Raw genomic sequence first — 24211 nt, 5'->3', positions numbered from 1 at the left:
GCATGTCCGAACCCGACGTAGGCCGCGCCCCGCGAGCGACCGCCAGCGATGTGCTGGCGGCGCAGGCGCGGCTGCGTCGGCATCTCGACGTGACGCCGATGCATTACGCCGAGCGCTTCGGCTGCTGGCTGAAGCTCGAGAATCTGCAGCGCACCGGGTCCTACAAGGTGCGCGGCGCCTTGAACGCATTGATGGCCGCGCGCGAGCGTGGCGACGATCGCACGGTGATCACCGCCTCGGCCGGCAATCACGCGCAGGGCATGGCGTGGGCGGCGTATCGTCTGGGCGTGCCGGCGATCACGGTGATGCCGAAAAACGCACCCGCGACCAAGGTCGCCGGCGTCGCGCACTGGGGCGCGACCGTGCGCCTGCATGGCGAGACCTACGACGAAGCCAAGGCCTTCGCCGCCGAACTGGCCGCGCAGAACGGTTTCCGCCTGCTGTCGGCGTTCGACGATGTCGACGTGATCGCCGGCCAGGGCACGGTCGGGCTGGAGATCGCGTCGGTGCTGATGCCGGACGTGGTCATCGTGCCGATCGGTGGCGGTGGTCTGGCGTCGGGCGTCGCGCTGGCGCTGAAATCGCAGGGCGTGCGCATCGTCGGCGCGCAGGTCGAAGGCGTGGATGCGATGGCGCGCGTGCTGCGCGGCGATCATTCGCCGTTTTCGCCCGTCGCGACGCTGGCCGACGGCGTGCGGGTCAAGGATCCCGGCCTGCTGACGCGCGCGGTGTTGGCCGATCTGCTCGACGACGTGGTCATCGTGCGCGAGGCCGAACTGCGCGAGACGCTGGTGCGCCTGGCGCTGGAGGAACATGTGATCGCCGAAGGCGCCGGTGCGCTGGCACTCGCTGCCGGCCGCCGCGTCGCCGGCAAGCGCAAGGTGGCCGTGGTGTCGGGCGGCAACGTCGATGCCGGCGTGCTGGCGCAGCTGCTGTCGGACGTGCGTCCGCGCCCGCCGCGCAAGCCGCGCCGTCGCGTTCGCGAAACCGCGACCGAGGTGCCGGCCATTGCGGCCTTCGCACCCGCTGCGCACGTGGCGACGCCACGTCGCCGCAATGACCTCGCCGCATCCGCGCCGTCCGGAGGCGGCGAACCGCGACTTCGACGCGCGACCGCTGCCCGCATCGAACGCACGCCACACGAAATTCCCGAGGAACTCCCCGCATGACCGCTTCCGACACCATCCGAATTTTCGACACCACCCTGCGCGACGGCGAACAGTCGCCCGGCTGCAGCATGACCCCGCAGCAGAAGGTGGTGATGGCGCGCGCGCTCGACGCACTGGGCGTCGACATCATCGAGACCGGCTTTCCGGCCAGCTCCGAATCCGACCGCGAGGCGGCACGGCTGATCGCGCGCGAGGTCCGCCGGCCGACGTTGGCGGTGCTGTCGCGCTGCCTGCCCGCCGACATCGAGGCCTCGGCGCGCGCCCTGGACGGCACCGCGAATCCGCGCCTGCACGTCTTCATCTCGACCAGTCCGCTGCACCGCGAGCACAAGCTGCGCATGAGCCGGCAGCAGGTGCTGGACATGACCGCGACCAGCGTGGCGCATGCGCGCCGGCTGATCGGCGATGTCGAGTTCTCGGCCGAAGACGCGACCCGCACCGAAGACGATTTCCTGGCCGAGGTGATCGCCGTCGCGATCGCCAACGGCGCGACCACGATCAACGTGCCCGACACGCTGGGCTACGCGACGCCGGAGGAAACCCGCGCGCTGTTCCAGCGTCTGATCGAGACGATTCCCGGCGCGCGCGACGTGATCTTCAGCGCGCACTGCCACAACGACCTGGGCCTGGCGGTCGCCAATTCGCTGGCCGCGATCGAAGGCGGCGCACGCCAGGTCGAGTGCACCATCAACGGCATCGGCGAGCGCGCCGGCAACTGCGCGGTCGAAGAGCTGACGATGGCGCTGAAGGTCCGCAACGCGTTCTACAACCTGGACACGCAGATCGACACGCGCCGCCTGGTCCCGACCTCGCAGCTGCTGCGTCGTCTGACCGGCATGGCCGTGCAGCGCAACAAGGCCATCGTCGGCGAGAACGCGTTCGCGCACGAATCCGGCATCCATCAGCACGGCATGCTGCGCCACCGTGGCACCTACGAGATCATGAATCCGTCCGACGTCGGCTGGCCCGATTCCAAGCTGGTGCTGGGCCGCCACAGTGGTCGCGCCGCGGTGGGCCATCGCCTGCGCGCGCTGGGGTACACGCTGGAAGAAGCGCAGCTGGAACAGGTCTTCGCCGCGTTCAAGGATCTGTGCGAGCGCCAGCGCGTGGTCGAGGACGACGATCTGGAAGCGCTGATGCACGGCGACGTCGACGGCCAGGGCTGGCGTCTGGCCTCGATGACCGTCAGCGATCGCGGCCAGCGCGCGAGCGCGCAGGTCGAACTGTCCGATCCCGATGGCGGCAAGGTCAGTGAGAGCGCGCTGGGCGATGGCCCGGTCGACGCGCTGTTCGCTGCGCTGGCCACGGCGACCGGCGTCGAGCTGGCGCTGGAGAGCTACCAGGTCCACAGCGTCGGCATGGGCCGCGATGCGCGCGGCGAAGCCAGCGTCAGCGTGCGCCACGGCGACGAGATCCACGAAGGCACCGGCACCAGCCGCGACATCATCGAGGCCAGCGCGCTCGCCTGGCTGGACGTCGCCAACCGTATCCTGCGCAGCGCACGCGCCGCGCCGGCGCCGCAGGCCGCGCACGCCTGACGCGTCACGCATTCCCTTTCGCATTCCGGACACACCGCCAGCAATGACTGCCAGACCGCCACGCACCCTGTTCGACAAGCTGTGGGACGCGCACATCGTGACGCCCGAGTCCGACGCCGCGCCCGCCGTGCTGTACATCGATCTGCACCTGATCCACGAAGTCACCTCGCCGCAGGCCTTCACCGAACTGCGCGCGCGTGGCCTCGTCCCGCGCCGCCCGGACCGCACCAAGGCGACGATGGACCACTCCACGCCGACGCTGCCGGCTGGCCCCGACGGCCGCCTGCCCTACGCCAGCGACGCGTCGGAAAAGCAGGTCGACACCCTGGCGCGCAACTGCGCGCAGTTCGGTATCGAACTCTTCGACATGAGTTCCGACCAGCGCGGCATCGTCCACGTCATCGCGCCCGAACAGGGCTTCACCCTGCCCGGCATGACCATCGTCTGCGGCGACAGCCATACCTCCACGCACGGCGCGTTCGGCGCGCTGGCGTTCGGCATCGGCACCAGCGAGGTCGGCAACGTGCTGGCGACGCAGTGCCTGCTGCAGAGACGGCCGAAGACGATGTCGATCACCGTCGACGGTCCGCTGGCGCCCGGCGTCGGCGCCAAGGACGTGACCCTGCACGCGATCGGCGTCATCGGCGTCAACGGCGGCACCGGCCACGTCATCGAATACCGCGGCTCCACCATCGAGGCGATGGACATGGAGCAGCGCATGACCCTGTGCAACATGTCGATCGAAGCCGGCGCGCGCGCCGGCATGGTCGCGCCGGACGACACCACGTTCGCCTGGATCGCGCGCACGCCGCGTGGTCCCAAGGGCGCCGACTTCGACGCCGCGGTCGCGCGCTGGCGCGACCTGCGCACGGACGACGGCGCGCGTTTCGATGCCGAGGTGCGCATCGATGCCGCCGACATCCGCCCGACGCTGACCTGGGGCACGCACCCGGGCACCGCGATCGGCGTCGACGTGCCGGTGCCGGCCGCGACCGATGCCGCCGAGAAGAAAGGTCAGGACTACATGCGCGTCGTCGCCGGCCAATCGCTGGCCGGCATGCCGGTCGACGTGGTGTTCGTCGGCTCGTGCACCAACGGCCGTCTGCGCGACATGCGCGAGGTCGCCGAGGTGCTGCGTGGCCGCCATGTCTCGGCAGGTGTGCGCATGCTGGTCGTGCCGGGTTCGGAGATCGTCAAACGCGAGGCCGAGGCCGAAGGCATCGACGCGATCGTCCGCGGCGCCGGCGCCGAATGGCGCGAGCCGGGGTGTTCGATGTGCATCGCGATGAACGGCGATCTGGTCGCGCCCGGCCAGCTGGCCGTGAGCACCAGCAACCGCAATTTCGAAGGTCGTCAGGGCCCGGGTGCGCGCACGCTGCTGGCCTCGCCGACGACCGCGGCCTGGGCTGCGGTACGCGGCGTCGTGGCCGATCCACGCGAACTGTTCGACGACCGCCGGGAGGTGGCCTGATGTCCGCCGCTCATATCCCGGAGTTTCCGGTGCGATCGGCGAGCGTGGTGCTGGCCCAGAGCAATATCGACACCGACCAGATCATTCCCGCGCGCTTCCTGTCGACGACCGAGCGCAAGGGCCTCGGCCGATTCGCGTTCAACGACTGGCGCTGGCGCGACGACGGCAGTGCGAATCCGGATTTCGCCTTCAACCAGCCGCACAACGCCGGACGGGCGGTGCTGCTGGCCGGGCGCAATTTCGGCTGCGGGTCCTCGCGCGAACACGCGCCGTGGGCACTGCGCGATCTCGGCCTGCAGGTCGTGGTCAGCAGCGAGATCGCCGACATCTTCCGGGGCAACGCCCTGAAGAACGGCGTGCTGCCGGTCGTGCTGCCCGAGGCCGTGGTGCAGGATCTGATGACGCGTCCCGACGACGTGCTGACGTTCGACATCGTCGCTCGCGAACTGCGCACGCCGGACGGCACCGTCCATGCCTTCCCGCTCGAGGCATTCGCACGCACCTGCCTGCTCGAAGGCGTCGACGAAATGGGCTTTCTGCTGGCGCGCGGCGCCGACATCCGCAACTACGAGGACACGCACCATGCACGCTGACATCGTCGTTCTGCCCGGAGACGGCATCGGCCCCGAAGTGACCACGGCCGCAGTGGACGTACTGCAGGCGGTCGCGCAGTGTTTCGGCCATCGCTTCTCTCTGCACGAACACCTGATCGGTGGCGCCGCGATCGACGCCACCGGCAAGCCGCTGCCCGACGCCACACTGGCCGCCGCGCGCGATGCCGACGCGGTGCTGCTGGGCGCGGTCGGCGGTCCGAAGTGGTCCGATCCCAACGCGAGCGTGCGTCCGGAACAGGGTCTGCTGGCGATCCGCAAGGCGCTGGGCCTGTACGCGAACCTGCGTCCCACCAAACCGCACCCTGCCGCGATGGGCGCCTCGCCGATCAAGCCGCATCTGCTGGCCGGTGTGGATCTGCTGGTGGTGCGCGAACTGACCGGCGGCATCTATTTCGGTGAGCGCACACGCACTGCCGAATCCGCCAGCGATCTGTGCACGTATACGGTGCCCGAGATCGAACGCGTCGTGCGCCGCGCCTGCCTGCTCGCACGTGGCCGCCGCAGTCACGTGACGTCCGTCGACAAGGCCAACGTGCTCGAGACCTCGCGGCTGTGGCGCGATGTCGCCAGCCGCATCGCGCGCGATGAATTTCCCGACATCACCATCGAACACCAGCTGGTCGATTCAATGGCGATGCACCTGCTGTCGAAGCCGCGCGCCTACGACGTGATCGTGACCGAGAACATGTTCGGCGACATCCTCACCGACGAGGCCTCGATGCTGGCGGGCTCGCTCGGCCTGCTGCCGTCCGCATCGCTGGGCGAAGGCTGCGTCGGCATGTACGAGCCGATCCACGGTTCGGCGCCGGACATCGCCGGCAAGGGCATCGCCAATCCCTACGGCACGATCCTCAGCGCCGCGCTGCTGCTGCGCTATTCGCTGGGCCTTTCGCAGGAAGCGGCGTGCATCGAGCAGGCGGTCGACGACGCGCTGGACGCCGGCGTGTTCACCGCCGACCTGGCATCCGATGGCACCGCGGTGTCGACGCGCGAGGCCGCCGCCGCGGTGCTTGCGCGCATCGCGACGCCTGCACAGATCGCCGGATAGCGCGCTGAATCGACGCGGCGGGCGCCACCCCGCCGCGTTCGATCGCGTACAACCATCACACACACGCCGCCAGCCCCGCGTCCGCCGCACCTGCGAGTCATCGATGCCCGAGTACCGCTCCAGAACCTCCACCCACGGCCGCAACATGGCCGGCGCCCGCGCGCTGTGGCGCGCGACCGGCATGCAGGACGACGACTTCCACAAGCCGATCGTCGCGGTCGCGAATTCGTTCACCCAGTTCGTGCCGGGTCACGTGCATCTCAAGGACATCGGCCAGCTCGTCGCGCGCGAGATCGAGCGCGTCGGCGGTGTGGCGAAGGAGTTCAACACCATCGCCGTCGACGACGGGATCGCGATGGGCCACGACGGCATGCTGTACTCGCTGCCGAGCCGCGAGATCATCGCCGACTCCGTCGAGTACATGGTCAACGCGCACTGCGCCGATGCGCTGGTGTGCATCTCCAACTGCGACAAGATCACGCCCGGCATGCTGATGGCCGCGCTGCGCTTGAACATTCCGGTGGTGTTCGTGTCTGGCGGACCGATGGAAGCCGGCAAGACGAAGCTGTCCGAACACGGCCTCGATCTCGTCGATGCGATGGTCGTCGCCGCCGACCCGGAAGCCTCGGATGAGAAGGTCGCGGCCTACGAGCGCAGCGCGTGTCCGACCTGCGGTTCCTGCAGCGGCATGTTCACCGCCAACTCGATGAACTGCCTGACCGAAGCGCTGGGTCTCGCGCTGCCCGGCAATGGCTCGATGCTGGCGACGCATGCCGATCGCGAGCAGCTGTTCCTGCAGGCCGCGCGCACGGTCGTCGAACTCTGCCATCGCTGGTACGGCGCGGAGGATACGACCGCATTGCCACGTGGCATTGCGACCTTCGAGGCATTCGAGAATGCGATGACGCTCGACATCGCGATGGGCGGCTCGACCAATACCATCCTGCATCTGCTCGCCGCCGCGCAGGAGGCCGAAGTCGACTTCGACCTGCACGACATCGACCGCCTGTCGCGTCGCGTGCCGCAGCTGTGCAAGGTCGCGCCGAACATCCAGACCTATCACATGGAAGACGTGCACCGCGCCGGCGGCATCGTCTCGATCCTCGGCGAACTCGCGCGTGGCGGGCTGTTGCACGTCGACCAGCCGACGGTGCACAGCCGCACACTGCGCGATGCCATCGCACGCTGGGACATCACCGTCACCGACGATGATGCGGTGCGCACATTCTTCAAGGCCGGGCCTGCCGGCATTCCGACCCAGACCGCCTTCAGCCAGGCCACGCGCTGGGAGACGCTCGACGACGATCGCGCGGGCGGCTGCATCCGCGATGTCGCGCATGCGTACTCGCAGGAAGGTGGTCTCGCCGTGCTGCGCGGCAACCTCGCGCCCGATGGCTGCGTGGTCAAGACCGCGGGCGTGGATGCGTCGATCCACGTGTTCGAAGGCACGGCCAAAGTGTTCGAAAGCCAGGACGCCGCGGTGAAGGGCATCCTCGCCGACGAGGTGCAGGCGGGCGACGTGGTGGTGATCCGCTACGAAGGTCCGAAGGGTGGACCTGGCATGCAGGAGATGCTGTATCCGACGAGTTACCTGAAGTCGAAAGGCCTCGGCAAACAATGTGCGCTGCTGACCGACGGGCGTTTCTCCGGCGGCACTTCGGGCCTGTCGATCGGCCATGCATCTCCGGAAGCCGCAGCCGGGGGCACGATCGGCCTGGTACGCGATGGCGACCGCATCCGGATCGACATTCCGCAGCGGCGCATCGAACTGCTGATCGACGACGTCGAACTGGCCAATCGCCGCAACGCGCAGGACACGCTCGGCTGGAAACCAGTGCAGGCGCGCCCACGCAAGGTCACCGCTGCGTTGAAGGCCTATGCGTTGCTCGCGACCAGCGCCGACAAGGGCGCGGTGCGCAATCTGGCGATGCTCGGCGACTGAAAAACGCATCCCTAACGGGTCCCTGCCTACCATCCTGCAACCCGCAGGCGCGGATGCAGGATCGACACAGATGCAGGCATTTCGGACCGGAATGATGTGGTGTGTGGTGGGCGTGGCACTCGCAGGCTGCGCGCGAGCTCCGACGCCCGTTCCGGCGCAGGACGATGCACCGGTCGCGGATGCAGTAGCGGGCGTCCCTGGGGATGTGCAGGACGCCTCCACCGCGTCCGATCCTGCAGTGCCCGACATGCCGGTGATTCCGCCGATCGTCGTGCCCGAGATCGTCGGCGTCACGCCGGCCCAGCGCGCACTGGAAGGTTCGATGGCCGCGATCCTCGATCCGGTCGCCGGCATCAGCGTCCGGCCCGCGCGCTGCGACGTGGACGGCGCGCTGATCGACAGTACTGGCATCACGCGCATCGACGAGACGGGCGCCCTCGTGCGCAACAGCGATGCCGGCATCTTCAGGCTCTCGCCCGATGGCAGCGGCACCGCGAACTTCGAAGGCGGGCTGATCACCGTCCATGCGGACGGCAGCGGCACGATCAACGGCACCGCGGAGCCGGACGGCAGTGAGGCGATCGTGCGCGTCGAAGCCGACGGCTCGGGCACCTACAACGGGAAATCCGGGCTGATCCGTCTCGATGGCAAGGGCGGCGGCACATGGAACGGTGACAGCGGCCTGATCACCTCCAACGGCGACGGCAGCGGCAGCTGGAACGGTCCCGATGGCCTGGTACGTATCGAGGCCGACGGCTCCGGCACGTGGAACGGCCCGCATGGCCTGATCACCAACAACGGCGATGGCACCGGCACCATCGGCCCGCCGGCGCGGCCGGTGAAGATGCCGCCAATGCCACGCGTCGCGCCGGCCGGCCGTTTCCCGCCGCTGCAGACGTTCGCGCCGCCCGGTGCGCCCTGCGGCTACGTGGTCACGCTCGACGAGCGCGTGCTGTTCGACTTCGACAAGTCCGACATCCGCCCCGATGCCGCGCAGACGCTCGACGTGTTCGCCACTGCGCTGCAGGCGGTCGAACATCGCGGCATGGAGGTCCGTGGCCACACCGATGCCAAGGGCGACGACGCCTACAACCAGTCGCTGTCCGAACGCCGCGCCAACGCGGTACGCAATGCGCTGCAGACACGCGGCGTCGCGGGCGACATCGGTGCGCGTGGCTTCGGCGAATCGCAACCGGTGGCGCCCAACACGCTCGACGGCCAGGACAATCCCGGCGGCCGTCAGCTCAACCGGCGCGTCGAGGTGTTCATCCGCGCCTGACCCGCGCGTCGCGCCACCGCTGTCCGTTCCGTCACGAGGAGGCTGTCCATGAAGCACGTGTGCCTGATCGCCCTGCTCTTCGCTGCCGCGCTCGCGCCGTCAGCATCCGCGTCCGCCGATGATTTCAGCCTGGGCTATGACGTCGACCGGTTTCCGGCGACGCAACTGAGCGTCAAGGCCTGCCATGCCGCCCTCGCACGCGGCGCGGCCGCGGTCGGCTACGTCACCCGCAACCAGACCGACCAAGGCACCCTGGCGACCCATGTCTCCGGCCCCGCGGGTGGCGGCCGCGCGCTGGTGTCGTACTGCCTGAGCGCCGGCGACCACACCGCGTTCGTGATCCAGGCCTTCGACTACAGCGGGCCTGACAGCCGTGCCACTGATCAGGTGAAGGCGCGCGTTGCGTCTGAAGTGCGAAAGGCGGCGAGTGGTCGCTGAGCGAGGGGCACCACACGCCGGCAAAGCACATCTGCTGAACGATGGATCGGCTCTGTCTTGACACGCGAGCAGCGCCAGCGCGTAATTACATCTGTTCTAACGCTGGGGTCTCCGCATGACCGCGCTCAAGCTCACCCGCATCGGCAATTCGGTCGGCGTCGTGCTGCCGAAGGAAATCCTGTCGAACCTGCGTCTCGAAGCGGGCGATTCGCTGCATCTGAGCGAGGCGCCTGGTGGCTATCTCATCTCGGCATACGACGCGGAGTTCGAGCGGCAGATGGAGGTCGCGCGCAAGGTGATGCGCGAGAACCGGGACGTGCTGCGCCAGCTCGCCAAGTGAGCGCAGTCGTCTGGCTGCAGCCGCTCGTCGTCGAGGCCATCCATCTCGCGCAACTGTCCGAACACGGTGGCGCCAGCGGCATCCGCGATCGTGGTCTGTTCGAGACGGCACTGGCGAAGCCGCAGCAACTCGCGAGCGATGGTGATCCGCCGCCGGACATCCATGCACTCGCGGCGGCGTACGCGCACGGCATCGCGCATCTGCATCCGTTCGTCGACGGCAACAAGCGCACGTCGCTCGTCGCCGCTTTGCTGTTCCTGCGGCTTAATGGCATCGATCTCGACGCGTCGCAGGAGGATCGCTATCTGACCTGGATGGCCTTGGCGGCAGGCGAACTCGACGAAAGTGCGCTCGCCGCCTGGCTGCGCGATCACGCACGACCGATGTGAGTCGCCTGCGCGCGCCGGTCAGGCGCGCGCGTCGTCGTCCCGCTTCACCTTGAACCACGCCGCGTACAGCGCCGGCAGGAACGTCAGCGTCAGCAACGTGGCCACGGTGAGGCCGCCCATGATCGCGACCGCCATCGGGCCGAAGAACACACTGCGCGACAGCGGGATCATCGCCAGGATCGCGGCGAGCGCAGTCAGCACGATCGGCCGGAAACGACGCACCGTCGCGTCGATCACCGCATCCCAGCGCGCGTGGCCGGCGGCGATGTCCTGTTCGATCTGGTCCACGAGGATGATCGAGTTGCGCATGATCATGCCGGCCAGCGCGATCGTGCCGAGCATCGCGACGAACCCGAACGGCACGCGGAACACCAGCAGGAACAGGGTCACGCCGATCATGCCCAGCGGGGCGGTCAGCAGCACCAGCGCGGTGCGCGAGAAACTGCGCAGCTGCAGCATCAGCAGCGACACCACGACGAACAGGAACAGCGGCAGGCCGGCCCTGATCGAATCCTGGCCCTTGCTGGAATCCTCGACCGTGCCGCCGGTTTCCAGCCGGTAACCGTCCGGCATCGACTCGCGGATGCCGTCGAGCGTCGGCAGGATCTGCGCGACGACCGTCGGCGCCGTCACGTCGCCGCGGAGGTCGGCGCGCACGGTGATCGTCGGCAGCCGGTCGCGGTGCCAGATGATGCCGTCCTCGAACGTCGGCTCCAGCCGCGCGATCTGGCCCAGCGGCACCGATTGCCCGTTGGACGTCGGAATCGCGAGACTTTCGAGCATGTCGAGCTGGCCGCGTTCGTCCTCCGGCCCGCGCATCACGATGCCGATCAGCTCGTTGCCTTCGCGATACGTGCTGACCTGCAGGCCCGACAGCGAACCGGAGAGGAACTGCGCGAGGTTCTGCGAGCTCACGCCGAGCACGCGTGCGCGCTCCTGGTCGACCACCAGTCGCACGATGCGGCTGGGTTCGTCCCAGTCCAGATTGACGTTCGTCACGTTCGGATTCGCGCGCACCTCCGTGGCGATCGCATCGGCAATGCCGCGCACGCGTTCGACGTGCTCGCCGGAGACACGCAGCTGCACCGGGTAGCCGACCGGCGGCCCGGTCTCGAGCCGCGTCACGCGCAACTGCAGTTCGGGGAATTGCGGCGCGACCTCGTCGGTCAGCCAGACGCGGATCTGCTCGCGCGCCTCGACGTCGGTGGTGGCCACGACGAACTGGGCGAAGTTGGCCTGCGGCAGTTGCTGGTCGAGCGGCAGATAGAAGCGCGGCGAACCGGTGCCGACATAGACCACGCGGTTGTCGACGCCCTCGCGGGTCGCGAGCAGCGCATCCAGGCGCGCCGCCGCGTCTTCGGTCGCACGCAACGAACTGCCTTCGGCGAGTTCGACATCGACCATCAGTTCCAGTCGTGTCGAATCGGGGAAGAACTGCTGCGGCACGAACCGGAACAGCAGCAGCGACGCGACGAACAGCGCGGCCGTCGCAGCGATGACGATCCAGCGATGGGTCAGCGACCAGTCCAGCAGCCCCCGGAAGCGCCGGTAGAACGGGCGCTGGTAGGGATCGTGGTCGTGCACCTGCGGGTCCTTCGGCGCCAGTGCGAACGCGAACCGCGGCCAGCGCACGGCCATGCGGCTGCGCGTGTCGCGCCAGCGCGCAGGCAGCGAACCGGGGCGCGGCGGCTGCGGGTTCGCCAGATCCGGCAGCATCTTCTCGCCGAGCAGCGGAATGAACAGCACCGCGGCGATCCACGACACCACCAGCGCGATCGTCACCACTTCGAACAGCGAGCGGGTGTATTCGCCGGTACTCGACGCGGCGGTCGCGATCGGCAGGAAGCCAGCAGCCGTGACCAGCGTGCCGGTCAGCATCGGGAATGCGGTATGCGTCCAGGCGTAACTTGCCGCCGCGAGCCGGCTGTCGCCCTGCTCCATGCGGATGGCCATCATCTCCACCGCGATGATCGCGTCGTCCACCATCAGTCCCAGAGCCAGCACCAGCGCGCCGAGCGAAATCTTGTGCAGGCCGATGTTGAACTGGTCCATCGCGATGAAGGTCATCGCCAGCACCAGCGGAATCGACACCGCGACCACGAGTCCGGTGCGGAATCCCAGCGAGACGAAGCTCACCAGCAGCACGATGATCACCGCCTCGGCCAGCACCTTGACGAACTCGCCCACCGAATCGCGCACCGCGCGTGGCTGGTCGGAGACCTTGCGCAGCGCCATGCCGGCCGGCAGCGTCTCCTGCAACCGCGCGAACTCGTTTTCGAGTCGCGTCCCGAGCTTGAGGATGTCGCCGCCGTCATGCATCGCCACGGCAATGCCGATCGCGTCCTCGCCCATGAAGCGCATGCGCGGCGCGGCGGGATCGGCGAAGCCGCGTTCGACAGTCGCGATATCGCCCAGGCGCACGGTGCGGTCGCCCGCGCGGATCGGGAAATCGCGGATCGCATCCACCGATTCGAATGCGCCATCGACGCGCAACTGCACGCGCGCGCTGTCGGTCTCGAAGAAGCCCGCCGGCACCAGCGCGTTCTGTTCCGCCAGCGCCTGTTGCACGGCCGCCATCGGAATGCCGAGTGTCGCCAGTCGCGTATTGCTGACTTCGATCCAGACCTTCTCGTCCTGCAGACCGACCAGTTCGACCTTGCCGACATCGTCGACCAGCTGCAGCTCGCGCTGGATGCGGTCGGCATAGTCCTTCTTGATCGCGTAGTCGAAGCCCTCGCCCGTCAGCGCGTAGATGTTGCCGAAGGTGTCACCGAATTCGTCGTTGAAGAACGGGCCGACGATGTCCTGCGGTAGCGACGGCCGCAGATCGGCCACCTTCTTGCGCACCTGGTACCAGAGATCGGGAATCTCGCTCGAGCGCATCGAATCGCGGGCGAAGAAGATCACCTGCGATTCGCCGGGCCGCGAATACGAACGCACGAATTCGTAGTCGCCGGTCTCCATCAGCTTGCGCTCGATCCGCTCGGTGACCTGCTGCGAGACCTGATCGGCGGTCGCGCCCGGCCACTGGGTCTGGATCACCATCGCCTTGAAGGTGAAGGGCGGATCCTCGGACTGGCCGAGGCGGCCGTACGAGAAAATGCCGGCCACCGCGACGACCAGCATCATGTAGAGCACCAGCGTGCGGTTGCCGAGCGCCCATTCGGAGAGATTGAACCGGCTCATCGCTGCACCGCCTGTGCGTGTGTCACGTGCCCTGCCAGCGTCGGGTTCATTCGGATGCCGCCGGCTGCGCCGCCTGCAGCTGCACGGGCCGGTTCTCGCGATCCACCGGCGTCACCCGCTGACCCTCGCGCAGCAGATGGCCGCCGGCCGCGACCACCAGTGCATCAGGTGCGAGACCTGACAGCACCGGCACGCTGCGTGCGCCATACGGACCGGTCTCCACTGGCACCGAACGCAATAGGCCCTCGGCGCGATCGACGACCCAGACCGCCTTGCCGCCATCCACACCCGGCTGGATCGCGCTCAGCGGCACCCGCAGAGCGGTGTCCGATGTCGCGGCTGCGAGATACACGCGTGCGCTCTGTCCAAGCTCCAGGCCTTCGACCGCGTCGTCGGCGATCGCCACGCGCGCGGCGTAGGTACGCGCCTGCGGATCGGCGGCCGCGGCGATCTCGCGGATCGTGCCCGGCACGCGTGCACCGGGCCGGTTCCACAGTTCGATCTGCGCCGGCTGACCGATCGCGAATCCGGCGATGCGCGATTCCGGCAACGCGATCGCGACTTCGCGGCCGTCGTCGCCGGCCAGCATGAAGATCGCCTGGCCCGCGGCGACCACCTGCCCGGCTTCGGCCTCACGGCTGGCGATGACGCCATCGCGCGGCGCGCGCAATTGCGTGTAGCCCGCCTGGTTGCCGGCGACATCCGCCTGCGCGCGTGCGGCGCGCAGCTGCGCCTGCGCCGCGGTGTAGGCCGCGTCCTGCGCGTCCATCTGCGAGCGGCTGACCAGTTGCTGGTCGACGAGCGCGGCGTAGCGCGCGCGATCGGTGCGGGTACGCGCGTATTCCGCTTCGGCCGAGGCGACCTGTGCCTGCGCCGACTGCTGCTGCAGGCGCAGATCGCCGGGATCGATCTCCGCCAGCACCTGGCCGCGGCGCACGTGCGCGCCGGCGTCAACATCGCGTCGCAGCAGCTGCCCGCCGACCTGGAAGGCCAGCGCGCTTTCCTCGCGGGCGCGGACTTCGCCGGCAAATGCCGCCGCGCCGCTGTCGCCCGCTGATGCCGGCGTGACCACGAGGACCGGACGCGCCGGCGGCTCGGGCGCGCTGCGATCGCTGCAGGCAGCCAGTGCGAGCACACACGCGGCGAGCATCGGCAGGGCAGGACGCACGGGGCGAATCAGGGTCAGGCGGCGCATGGCGACCGTCCAGTCATGGGGATACGGAGCCGTATCGTATATTTTCAGAACTCATTGGTATAGTATTGCCGGCCATGTCGACGCGTCCGTCCACGCTGACCTCCGTTCCGACGCCCGACAAGGCGCCGGCAGGTCCCGGCCGGCCCAAGGATCTGGCCAAGCGCGCGGCGATCCTCGAAGCCGCGGAGCGCATGTTCCTGCAGCAGGGCTACGAAGGCGTGAGCATGGACCAGATCGCGGCCGAGGCCGGCGTGTCCAAGCTGACCGTCTACAGCCATTTTGGTGACAAGGACACTCTGTTCACCGAGGCTGCCGCGCGCTACTGCGAGCAGCAGATGCCCGATTCGGTGTTCGAGCCGTCGCCGACCACGCCGGTGCGCGCGCGCCTTCTGGAGGTCGCCGAGGCGTTCTTCGCGATGGTGTCCTCGCCCGAGGCCGTCGCCGGCCACCGCCTGCTGTGTACCCCGCAGATGGTCGAAAAGCGCCTGCCGCAGCGGTTCTGGAAGAGTGGTCCCGAGCGTGTGCAGTCCGCGTTCGCCGCCATGCTGCGGCGCCGGATCGAGACCGGCGACCTCGTCATCGAGGACGCCCTCGTGGCCACCGCGGCGGCGCAGTTCTTCGTGCTGCTCAAGGGCGATCTCCACCAGCGCATGGTGTTCGACTGCGACGACGCCGGGGACTGCGCCCGGCTACGGCGCACGCACCTGGAAGCATCGGTGGACATGTTCCTGCGCGCCTACGGGCGTCGCTGAACACGGTCACATGTGTCCCCCGCGTGCCGTCTGGGCCGGTGACTTCCGGCACTGCGTCGACCGCAACACCCCCGCGATGATGAACCTGCGCCCGCACCGCTAGAATTGCGGGCTGGCGAACGAAGGAACCCGCAACAATGACGATCGACTACGCCAAGGCCCGTGCGGCGATGGTGGAACAACAGGTCCGGCCCTGGGACGTGCTCGATGCACGCGTGCTCGAAACGATCTCGCGCCTGCCGCGCGAGGCATTCGTGGCCGATGCGCGCCGCGCGCTGGCCTACGCCGACCTCGAACTCCCGCTCGGCCACGGCGAGCTGATGCTCAAGCCCGTGGTCGAAGGCCGTGCGCTGCAGGCACTGAAGCTCGAACAGGGCGACGAAGTGCTGCAGATCGGCACCGGCAGCGGCTATCTGGCCGCGTGCATGGGTTATCTGGCCCGCGATGTCGTCAGCCTCGAGCGCCACGACGATCTCGCCGACGCCGCCCGTGGCCGTCTGCAGGCGCAGGGCATTGCCAACGTCGACGTGATCGCCGCCGATGCGTTCGCCTGGAATACCGACCGCCGCTTCGACGCGATCTGCGTCTGTGGCGCTGTCGACGTGATTCCGGAGCGTTTCGTGCAGTGGCTGCGTCCCGGCGGCCGCATGTTCATCGTGCGTGGCCGCGCGCCCGCGATGGAGGCCGTGCTGGTCCACCGTGAAGGCGAGGCTGTCAACGCGCCGCGCATCGAATCGTTGTTCGAAACCGGACTCACCTATCTCGCAGGCGCCGCACCGGTGCCGCAGTTCACTCTCTGATCGTCCAAGGATCCTCCATGTTCCGCCGCCCCCTGTTCCTGTCGCTCGCACTCGCGCTGACGTCCAGCCCGCTGCTGGCCGCCGATCTCGTCCAGACCTACGAGCTGGCCCGTACCAATGACCCGACGCTGTCGATCGCCGAATCGCAGCGCCTGTCGACCAAGGAAGGCGCGGTCCAGGCCCGGGGCGCGCTGCTGCCGCAGATCAACGGCAGCGCCTCGCTGACCGACAGCCGTGCCGCCGGCCTGTCCGGCAAGGCACGCACGCGCAGCTACGGCGTCAACGCCGGCCAGGTATTGTTCGACTGGGGCCAGATCTCCACGCTGCGTTCGCAGCGCGCGCTGAGCACGGCGGCCGACTTCCAGCTCGACGCCGACAACGACTCGCTGATCACGCGCACCGCTGCGGCGTACTTCGACGTGCTGGTCGCGACTGAAACGCTGGCTGCCGCCGAGGCCGCGGAGGCCGCGTTCAAGCGCCAGTTCGACTTCGCCGACAAGCGCCTCGAAGTGGGTCTGGCGCCGATCACCGACGTGCACGAAGCCCGCGCCCAGTACGACGGCGCCCGCGCGAACACGATCGTCCAGCGCAATGCGCTGCAGGATTCCTACCAGGCGCTGGCCGAGATCACCGGTTCGGAAATCCGCGACCTGCGCGGCCTGCCTGACGATTTCACCCCGCAGCTGCCGGAAGGCCGCGACGCGGACGCCTGGGTCGCCACAGCGATCGACCAGAACCCGCAGCTGCAGGCGCTGCGCTATCAGGTGACGGCCTCCGAGTACGGCGTCACCGCGGCCAAGTCGGCCCACCTGCCGACGCTCGATCTGGGCGCCAGCTATGGCAACAGCGATACCTGGGGCCGGGACAATCCGGACGCACTGGCCCGCCGCGGCGAGACCAACAGCATCGGCCTGACGCTGACCGTGCCGATCTTCAGTGGCGGCATCACCCAGTCGCGCGTGCGCCAGTCGATCGCCCAGCGCGATATCGCCGGCGACCAGTACGAAGCACAGCGTCGCGCGATCGAGCGCAACACCCGCAGCGCCTACCAGAACCTCGTCGCCGGCATCACCGAGGTCGAGGCACGCCGTCTTGCCCTGGTCTCGGCCAACAGCGCCTACGAGGCCTCGCAGGTCGGTCTGGAAGTCGGTACGCGTACGGTCATCGACGTGCTGATCAACCAGCAGAACCTGTTCTCGGCGCGTCAGGCCTATGCCTTCGCCAAGTACAACTTCCTGCAGAGCCGCCTGCTGCTCGAGCAGGCCGCGGGCACGCTGGACATCGGCAACCTGCAGGACGTGAACCGCCAGCTGACCGTCGACGTCAACAGCGTCGGCGCGTCCACTGGTACCGGCGCGGCGACACCGCCGCCGCAGTAAGCAGTCCGGTCAGATCGACGACGGCGCGGATCGCAGGATCCGCGCCGCTTTTGGTTCCGGCACCGGCAGATCGGGCTCGATCAGCGCCAGCGTGCGCGCCAGTGCGCCGCGGCCATTGGCGACGAGCGCACGGCCTGCCTCGGCCATCGCGTCGCGCGCATCGGCATCCGCCAGCAAGGCGGCGATGTGGTCGTGTACCGCGTCCGCGTCCTCGCCGATGCGCAGCGCATCCACACGCCCCAGCTGCTTGGCGATGTCGGCGAAGTTCTGCAGGTGCGGACCGGTGACAACCGGCGTGCCCACCGCCGCAGGTTCCAGCAGATTGTGGCCGCCGATGTCCTGCAGGCTGCCGCCGACGAAGGCGACATCGGCGCAGGCGAAGAACAGGCCGAGCTCGCCGAGCGTATCGAGTACGAAGACATCGTCGCCGGCATCGGGCCAGGTGGTCAGCGCGCGCGTGGCTACGCGCCAGCCGGCGTCGACGCCGAGCTGCATCGCGCTGCGGAAACGTTCGGGATGGCGCGGTGCCCAGATCAACAGCAGGTCGGGCCAGCGCGTACGCAGGCGGCGGTGGATGTCGATCACCGCGGCTTCTTCATCGGGATGCGTGCTGGCTGCGATCCACACAGGCCGCGCGCCGGCGCGGCCGCGGAAATCCGCGACCAGCTTCGCGATCTTCGCGTCGTCCAGCGTGATGTCGAACTTGAGGTTGCCGGTATCGATCACCGCATCGCGCAACGCGCCGAGCTTCACGAAGCGCTTGCCGTCATCGGCGGATTGCGTCGCAACACGGCGCACCGTGCGCAGTGCGCGGCCGACCAGCGGACGCAGCACGCGGTAGCCACGCAGCGAACGTGCCGACAGCCGCGCATTGACGATCACCGTTGGCACGCGGGCATCGCGACAGCAGAACAGCAGATTCGGCCACAGCTCGGTCTCGACGATCAGGCCGATCTGCGGGCGGAAATGGCGCAGGAAACGCCGCACCGCGCCCGAGAGGTCATAGGGCAGATAGACATGCTCGACGCGCTCGCCCCACAGCGCCCGCACGCGCTCCGAGCCGGTCGGCGTGATCGTGGTCACCAGCAGGCGACATGACGGATCGCGCGCGAGCAATGCATTGATCAATGGCGCAGCCGCATTGACCTCGCCGACCGACACCGCGTGCACCCACACCGGCGTCGTCCGCGGTGGCGTGCGGTAGATGCCGTAGCGCTCGTCCCAGCGCAGCAGGTACGCCGCCTGCCGGAAGCCACGCCAGATCAGGTGATAGACCGTGATCGGCGCGAGCACGACGAGCAGGGCCGAATAGAGGCCGCGCAGCAGTCGTTCTGTGGTGTCGGCGCGCATCCGCACAGGATAGCGGATGCCTGCGCGGCGCCACCTCCTACAATGGACCGATGTCGACGACACCCCTGCCCCGCCCGCCGCTCGCACCCCGCCATTGGCCGGCGTGGATCGGCATCGGCCTGATGGCGCTCGCCGCGCGGATTCCGTGGCCGATGCAGCGCGCGCTCGGTCGGGGGCTCGGCAATACCTTGCGCATCGCGCTGGCGGGTCGTCGCAAGGTCGCTGCGCGCAATCTCGAACTGTGTTTCCCGGACCTCGACGCGTCCGCGCGCGAGGCGCTGCTGCGTCGGCACTTCCATGCGCTGGGCATCGGCCTGTTCGAATTCGCACGCGCCTGGTGGGGCTCGATCGCACCGTTGCAGCGCGGACTGATCGTCGAAGGTGTCGAGCACGTCGAAGCCGCGCGCGCGGCGGGCCGCGGCGTGATCGTCGTGTCCGGACACTTCACCACGCTGGAAGTCTGCGGCCGCCTGATGTGCGACTACGTGCCGCTGGCCGGCATGTATCGGCCCCACACGCAGCCGGCCATGGAATGGGCCGTGCGTCGCGGCCGCGCGCGCTACGCCGCGGCGATGTTCCCCAAGCGCGACGTGCGCGGCGTGGTGCGGCATCTCAAGCGCGGCGGGCTGCTCTGGTACGCGCCCGACCAGGATCCCAGCGGCGGCGACGCGGTCTACGTGCCGTTCTTCGGCCGCCCCGCGCACAGCCTGACCTCGACCCATTCGCTCGCGCGCCTGTCCGGCGCGGCGGTGGTGTTCTACCGCCACGTGCGCCGCGACGATGGCGGCTACACGCTGACGCTGACCCCGGCGCCCGCACCGTATCCGACCACGGACGCGACCGCGGATACGGCAACGGTCATGGCCGGCATCGAGGACATGGCCCGGGCCGCGCCCGACCAGTACCTGTGGATCCACCGGCGGTTCAAGCGACAGCCGGATGGCGGATCGTTGTACTGACGTGAGCGCGTCACGACCCGCAGGACGGGTAGAGAGCAGCGAGACCCGTCATCGCCATAGACATACTCGCGCTGGCAGTCATCGCGGCGGCGCTCTCCGTCCCGACAGGCGCACGCGTCCATCACGCGGGACGATGGGACCCGCTCAGCGCAGCACGCCGTCTTCCGGCCGCACCGGTTCCACACGCGCCAGCAGGCTGCCGGCATAGAGGGCAGACAGCAGCAGCGTGAAGCCGCCCCAGAACGTCGAGTAGAACGCGAGATGGGTATTGAGCGGGAACACCGTGACCACCAGCGCGAGCATCGCCGGACGTGCCTGTTCGCGCGCCTCGGGTGAGGCGAAGCGCCAGGCGCGCCAGGCCATCGCGACGCCTGCGAGCCACATCAGCAGACCGATGAGTCCGGTCTCGCTGCCGATCTCGAGGACGATCTGGTGGGCGTGGAACGCGGGGCCATCGCCCCAGGCGGCCATCTCATCTGGGCGCGGATCGCAACCCGGGAAGGCTTCGCGGAAGCCGCGTGCGCCGACACCGTTGATCGGGTTCTCTCGAATCATGCACAGCGATGCGTCCCAGATGCGGGCGCGGCCTGCCAGTGCGTCGTCGACGGCGGATGCATCCGTCGACAGACCCGTCGCGGTGCGCTCGATGCGCTCGCGGACCTGGGGCGAGACTGCAGCCGCGGCGACCGCGATGACGATGGCCGCGACGAACACGGCAAGCAGGCGGCGCCAGCCGAGCAGGCGCCAGCCCGACAGCAGCAGCACCAGCGCGTAAGTCAGCCACGATGCGCGTGAGCCGGCGAAAAGCAGCACGATGCCGATCGCTGCGCTCGCGATCACCCAGCCGCTGGCGCCGAAACGGCGACCGGCCCAGTACAGACCGAACGGTGACAGGCTCGCCAGCACCACGCCGAGCTTGAGATTGCAGGGTCCGAGCACGCCGCCGAGACGATCCGCAGCAGCGACCTGTTCGAGCGTGCACATCGGCCGGCTGCTGATCAGCTGCTTGAGCTGGTCGATACCGAAGAACAGCGGACTGGTGCCGAACACGACTTCGCACAGGCCATCGAGCGTCCACACCGCGACGATCACCGCGAGCCCACCGAGCGTGATGCGCCGGCCGCGCCGCGTCGCGACCGCGGAGGCCACCAGCCACAGGAACGGCAGATAGCGCAGATCGACCAGCGCTTCGCGCAACGCGCGTCCGACATCGACCGAATCCACCGCCGACAGCAATTGCGGCAGCCAGTACGCGAAGAACAGCACGCTGGTCAGTGCCCACGCGGGTGCGCTCAGCAATGCGGCGCCGCCGCGGAAACGCGCGCCGACCAGATGGATGATCGCGGCGAGCGCACCCAGCACCATCACGCCCTCGGCGTAACCGGGCGCAGGCCACAGGATCACGAAGGCCAGCACCCAGTGCGGCGCCCAGCGCCAGCCGACAGGCCGCGGTGCGCGCGCGCCGGTTGCCGGCTCAGTTGTCGTCGTCGAACTCGTCATAGACCGCGAGGGTCGCCTCCTGCATCGCACGCAGCGTGTCGGTCATCGTACCGGCTCGCGCCGGCGCTCGCGTGACCAGCGCGCGTGCGGCATGCGCCAAGGCGGCGCGATCGAAAGGTTGCACCGCGCCTTCAGGCTGCAGTTGCGCGAGCAGTTCGCCGACGCCGCCATGCGCCCAGCCCACGACCGGCCGCGCGCACGACAGCGCTTCGAGCACGGTGCGGCCGAAGGCCTCGGGTTTGCGCGACAGCTGCAGCACGAGATCGCTTGCGGCGTAGGCGCGCGCGATCGCATCGGTCGGCGCGGTCATCGCCAGCGCGTCGCCACAGCCCGCGGCCTGTGCCGCACGCGTGAGCTCATCGAGGTAGGCCTCGCGTCCCGCTTCGCGGGCGCCCGGCATCCACAGGCGCGCATCGAGACCGCCGGCACGCAGGTCGGCCAGCAGCGCGATCGCATCGTGATGGCCCTTCAGCCGCGTGCCGCGCCCCGGCAGCAACAACAGCGGACCATCGCCACCGAGCGCCGGCCAGCGCGCTGCAACATCGGCACGCGCGTCTGCGTTTGGATGCGGCGTGGCCGGAAACGTGGTGGGGTCGATTCCGCGCGGGATCACCCGCAGGCGGGCACGCGGCGTTGCCGGATAGTGCTGCAGCAGATAGTCGCGCACGGTGTCGGACACACAGATCACGCGTTCGCCGCGCGCCATGATCGCGCTGTAGCGCGACGGCGAATTGAGCCCGTGCATGGTGGTGACGAAATGCGGACGCTGCGCTTCGGGCATGCCGCGCAGGGCCCACCAACCGATCCACGCCGGCAGGCGCGAGCGGGCGTGCACGATGTCGGCACCGGTGTCGGCGAACAGGCGTCGAAGACTTCGCACATGGCGCAGCACGCGAAGCGACTTCGCACCGATGTCGAGCGTGATGTGGGTGGCGCCAGTCGCCTCCAGCGCGGGCACGAGACGTCCGCCTGCGGAGACGACGATCGCGCGATGGCCGGCATCGACCAGCGCCTGCGCGATTTCGATCGTGGAGCGCTCGACGCCGCCCGACGACAACGCGGGCAGCAACTGGATGACGGTCAGCGGTCGACGCATACGGGCGCGGAACGCGCCGCGGTCAGTCGACGAGAACGAAGTGCGCGCCGCAGTACGGGCAGTCGGACTCGCCGTTCTCGGCTTCAATCGGCAGGTAGACGCGCGGATGCGAATTCCACAGCGCCATCGACGGCAGCGGACAGCTCAGCGGCAGATCGGCGCGGCGCACTTCGTAGCGCTGGGCGGCGTTGGCTTGCGTCGGGGCTGCGGTCATGACGGCGGGTTTCATCGGCGTGGAGGCCGCCATTCTACCGCGCGGCCGTGCAGACGGGCTCAGCCCGGCAGCGTGATCAGCAGGAGTTCGGCGCCATCGGTCGTGGCGACGAGACCGGTGGTGATGGCTTCGTCGTGCACGCCAAGCGCATCGCCGGCGCTCAGCGCTTGGCCGTCGACGGCTACGCCGCCGCGCAGGATCTGCAGCCAGTGCCGCTGCGTGGCCTCGAGCGTCATGGTCAGACGTGCGCCGGGCTCCAGTCGCGCATGGCGGAGCCAGGCCCGCTGACGGATCGGCAGGCTGTCTTCAGCGCCCTCGGGCGCGGCCATCAACGTCCATCCGGCTTCGCTGGCAACACGCGTGATGCCAGCGGCGGGCGGCAGATTGACGCGGTCCGGCTGGATCGCGATACGCAACACGCGCGCGCCATCCGCCCCGGCGGTTTCGACCGGCGTGTCGCTGGCATGGCCGGCGCCGGCCCACGCCAGTGCGCCGGCGTCGAGCGTGACGCCATCGCGGACCAGCGTGCCGTCCAGCACAAACACCAGCAGCTCCATGTTCGCCACGCGCTGCGAAGGCACGGTCGTGCCGGGCGGCAGGTGTTCCTCGTTGAACTGGCGCAGCGCGCCGAAACCAAGCCAGTCGGGATCGTGGAAATCGCCGCTGGAGAACGTGCACAGGCGCGTGCGGGCCCCGTGCGTGGTGCGGCCGCGCTGGTCGGCAGGACGATGGAGTTTCATGACGGCAGTTCCGGAACGCGGAAACGAAAACGCCGGCGCTCAGGAGACCCGTGCGCCGGCGTCGTGACGCGGAATCTTACTGTGCGGCAGGCGCGGCCGGGGCAGCACCCTCGGCGACGACGGCTTCGGTGGTGATGCGCAGTTCGACTTCATCGCTGACGTTCGGCGCGTACGCACCGACGCCGAAATCGCTGCGCTTGATCGTCGCCACGGCATCGAAACCGGCGGCGGCGCGCTTGGCCATCGGCTGCTCGCCGAACTTGTTGATCGTGACGTCCAGCACCACCGGCTTGGTGATGTCCTTGATCGTCAGGTCACCGGTGACCTTGAGCTGGTTGGTGCCGGCGCTCTCGACCGCGGTGCTCTTGAACGTGGCGTTCGGGAACTTGGCCGCGTCGAAGAAATCAGCGCTGCGCAGGTGGTCGTCGAAATCGCCGACATGCGAGTTCAGACCCGACAGCGGCAGCGTGACTTCGACCGACGACGCGCCGACGTTCTCGGCGTTGTAGACGATCTGGCCGGAGACTTCGCCGAAATGCGCGATCGGGTTGGAGAAGCCGAAGTGGCTCCACTGCGCGATCACGTCGGTGTGCTTGGGATCGAGCACGTAGGTGCCCGAGACGCCGGTGATGGCTTCGGCGGTCGGCGCGGTTTCGGCCAGCGCCTCGGTCGACGGCTGCGCGGGCGCGGAAGCGGCGGGCGGGGTCGCGTCGGCCGGCGCCGGGTCCTGCTGGGCGCAGGCGGCGAGGGCAAGGGCGGCGGCAAGCGGGAGCAGCAGGTGGGCGGTACGCATGGACGGATCCTCGAACGGG

The 24211-nt window shown here is 69.0% G+C and carries 22 protein-coding genes; 14 read left to right on the top strand and 8 right to left on the bottom strand.

The window, feature by feature from the left end; genetic code table 11:
- Positions 1-2 precede the first annotated feature (2 nt).
- The 10 genes from AC3A4E_RS03320 to AC3A4E_RS03275 all read left to right on the top strand — a co-directional run bounded on the left by AC3A4E_RS03320 (position 3) and on the right by AC3A4E_RS03275 (position 10228).
- Entirely contained in the window at positions 3-1169 is a 1167-nt protein-coding gene (locus AC3A4E_RS03320) for a threonine dehydratase (RefSeq protein ID WP_487630147.1), read from the top strand.
- Positions 1166-2707, top strand: coding sequence for a 2-isopropylmalate synthase (locus tag AC3A4E_RS03315; protein ID WP_487630146.1), 1542 nt, complete (start codon positions 1166-1168; stop codon positions 2705-2707). The genes AC3A4E_RS03320 and AC3A4E_RS03315 overlap by 4 nt, the downstream gene beginning before the upstream one ends.
- Before the next feature lie 43 nt (positions 2708-2750).
- Positions 2751-4178, top strand: a complete 1428-nt coding sequence (leuC, locus tag AC3A4E_RS03310) for a 3-isopropylmalate dehydratase large subunit (RefSeq protein WP_487630145.1) — start codon at positions 2751-2753, stop codon at positions 4176-4178.
- Positions 4178-4771 (top strand): 3-isopropylmalate dehydratase small subunit, encoded by a 594-nt coding sequence (leuD, locus tag AC3A4E_RS03305; protein ID WP_487630144.1) that lies wholly within the window; start codon positions 4178-4180, stop codon positions 4769-4771. The genes leuC and leuD overlap by 1 nt, the downstream gene beginning before the upstream one ends.
- Positions 4761-5840, top strand: coding sequence for a 3-isopropylmalate dehydrogenase (gene leuB / locus AC3A4E_RS03300; protein ID WP_487630143.1), 1080 nt, complete (start codon positions 4761-4763; stop codon positions 5838-5840). The genes leuD and leuB overlap by 11 nt, the downstream gene beginning before the upstream one ends.
- Positions 5841-5943: 103 nt before the next feature.
- A complete protein-coding gene (gene ilvD / locus AC3A4E_RS03295; protein WP_487630142.1) occupies positions 5944-7782 on the top strand; it encodes a dihydroxy-acid dehydratase in 1839 nt (612 codons plus the stop codon).
- Between the two features lie 247 nt (positions 7783-8029).
- Complete coding sequence (locus tag AC3A4E_RS03290; protein WP_487630141.1) at positions 8030-9061, top strand: OmpA family protein; 1032 nt, start codon at positions 8030-8032, stop codon at positions 9059-9061.
- A 48-nt stretch (positions 9062-9109) separates the two neighbouring features.
- Positions 9110-9499 carry a DUF6180 family protein gene (locus tag AC3A4E_RS03285; protein ID WP_487630140.1) on the top strand — a complete coding sequence of 130 codons (390 nt, stop codon included), beginning with the start codon at positions 9110-9112 and terminating at the stop codon, positions 9497-9499.
- 115 nt (positions 9500-9614) lie between these two features.
- Entirely contained in the window at positions 9615-9839 is a 225-nt protein-coding gene (locus AC3A4E_RS03280; protein WP_232137571.1) for an AbrB/MazE/SpoVT family DNA-binding domain-containing protein, read from the top strand.
- Positions 9836-10228, top strand: a complete 393-nt coding sequence (locus AC3A4E_RS03275) for a type II toxin-antitoxin system death-on-curing family toxin (protein WP_487630139.1) — start codon at positions 9836-9838, stop codon at positions 10226-10228. Before AC3A4E_RS03280 ends, AC3A4E_RS03275 begins: the two co-directional genes overlap by 4 nt.
- Positions 10229-10246: 18 nt before the next feature.
- On the opposite strand, the gene AC3A4E_RS03270 is transcribed toward AC3A4E_RS03275, so the two are convergent.
- Positions 10247-13414 (bottom strand): efflux RND transporter permease subunit, encoded by a 3168-nt coding sequence (locus AC3A4E_RS03270; RefSeq protein WP_487630138.1) that lies wholly within the window; start codon positions 13412-13414, stop codon positions 10247-10249.
- 46 nt (positions 13415-13460) lie between these two features.
- On the bottom strand, positions 13461-14609 hold the full coding sequence (locus tag AC3A4E_RS03265) for an efflux RND transporter periplasmic adaptor subunit (protein WP_487630137.1): 1149 nt from the start codon (positions 14607-14609) through the stop codon (positions 13461-13463).
- 74 nt (positions 14610-14683) lie between these two features.
- On the opposite strand from AC3A4E_RS03265, the gene AC3A4E_RS03260 reads away from it, so the two are divergent.
- The 3 genes from AC3A4E_RS03260 (at position 14684) to AC3A4E_RS03250 (ending at position 17540) form a co-directional block, all read left to right on the top strand.
- Positions 14684-15361: a TetR/AcrR family transcriptional regulator gene (locus tag AC3A4E_RS03260; RefSeq protein ID WP_487630136.1), complete on the top strand. Its 678-nt coding sequence runs from the start codon at positions 14684-14686 to the stop codon at positions 15359-15361.
- 137 nt (positions 15362-15498) lie between these two features.
- Positions 15499-16161, top strand: coding sequence for a protein-L-isoaspartate O-methyltransferase family protein (locus AC3A4E_RS03255; protein WP_487630135.1), 663 nt, complete (start codon positions 15499-15501; stop codon positions 16159-16161).
- Positions 16162-16178: 17 nt separating this feature from the next.
- Positions 16179-17540: a TolC family outer membrane protein gene (locus tag AC3A4E_RS03250; protein WP_487630134.1), complete on the top strand. Its 1362-nt coding sequence runs from the start codon at positions 16179-16181 to the stop codon at positions 17538-17540.
- Positions 17541-17549: 9 nt separating this feature from the next.
- On the opposite strand, the gene waaA is transcribed toward AC3A4E_RS03250, so the two are convergent.
- Entirely contained in the window at positions 17550-18890 is a 1341-nt protein-coding gene (gene waaA, locus AC3A4E_RS03245) for a lipid IV(A) 3-deoxy-D-manno-octulosonic acid transferase (protein WP_487630133.1), read from the bottom strand.
- 50 nt (positions 18891-18940) lie between these two features.
- On the opposite strand from waaA, the gene lpxL reads away from it, so the two are divergent.
- Entirely contained in the window at positions 18941-19849 is a 909-nt protein-coding gene (gene lpxL / locus AC3A4E_RS03240; protein WP_487630132.1) for an LpxL/LpxP family Kdo(2)-lipid IV(A) lauroyl/palmitoleoyl acyltransferase, read from the top strand.
- Between the two features lie 144 nt (positions 19850-19993).
- Here lpxL and AC3A4E_RS03235 read toward each other — a convergent pair whose 3' ends face one another.
- The 5 genes from AC3A4E_RS03235 to AC3A4E_RS03215 all read right to left on the bottom strand — a co-directional run bounded on the left by AC3A4E_RS03235 (position 19994) and on the right by AC3A4E_RS03215 (position 24192).
- Positions 19994-21349 carry an O-antigen ligase family protein gene (locus tag AC3A4E_RS03235; protein ID WP_487630131.1) on the bottom strand — a complete coding sequence of 452 codons (1356 nt, stop codon included), beginning with the start codon at positions 21347-21349 and terminating at the stop codon, positions 19994-19996.
- A complete protein-coding gene (locus AC3A4E_RS03230; protein ID WP_487630130.1) occupies positions 21324-22445 on the bottom strand; it encodes a glycosyltransferase in 1122 nt (373 codons plus the stop codon). The genes AC3A4E_RS03235 and AC3A4E_RS03230 overlap by 26 nt, the downstream gene beginning before the upstream one ends.
- A gap of 22 nt (positions 22446-22467) precedes the next feature.
- Entirely contained in the window at positions 22468-22659 is a 192-nt protein-coding gene (locus AC3A4E_RS03225) for a zinc-finger domain-containing protein (RefSeq protein WP_159682038.1), read from the bottom strand.
- 59 nt (positions 22660-22718) lie between these two features.
- The gene (locus AC3A4E_RS03220; RefSeq protein ID WP_487630129.1) at positions 22719-23399 is read right to left on the bottom strand and encodes a pirin family protein; all 681 of its coding nucleotides are present in this window, start codon (positions 23397-23399) and stop codon (positions 22719-22721) included.
- A gap of 76 nt (positions 23400-23475) precedes the next feature.
- Positions 23476-24192 (bottom strand): YceI family protein, encoded by a 717-nt coding sequence (locus AC3A4E_RS03215; RefSeq protein ID WP_487630128.1) that lies wholly within the window; start codon positions 24190-24192, stop codon positions 23476-23478.
- Between the last annotated feature and the right edge of the window lie 19 nt (positions 24193-24211).

It is taken from the genome of Luteimonas sp. Soil_N_1 (genome assembly GCF_057656255.1).
This window is presented reverse-complemented; position numbering and strand designations above follow the sequence as displayed.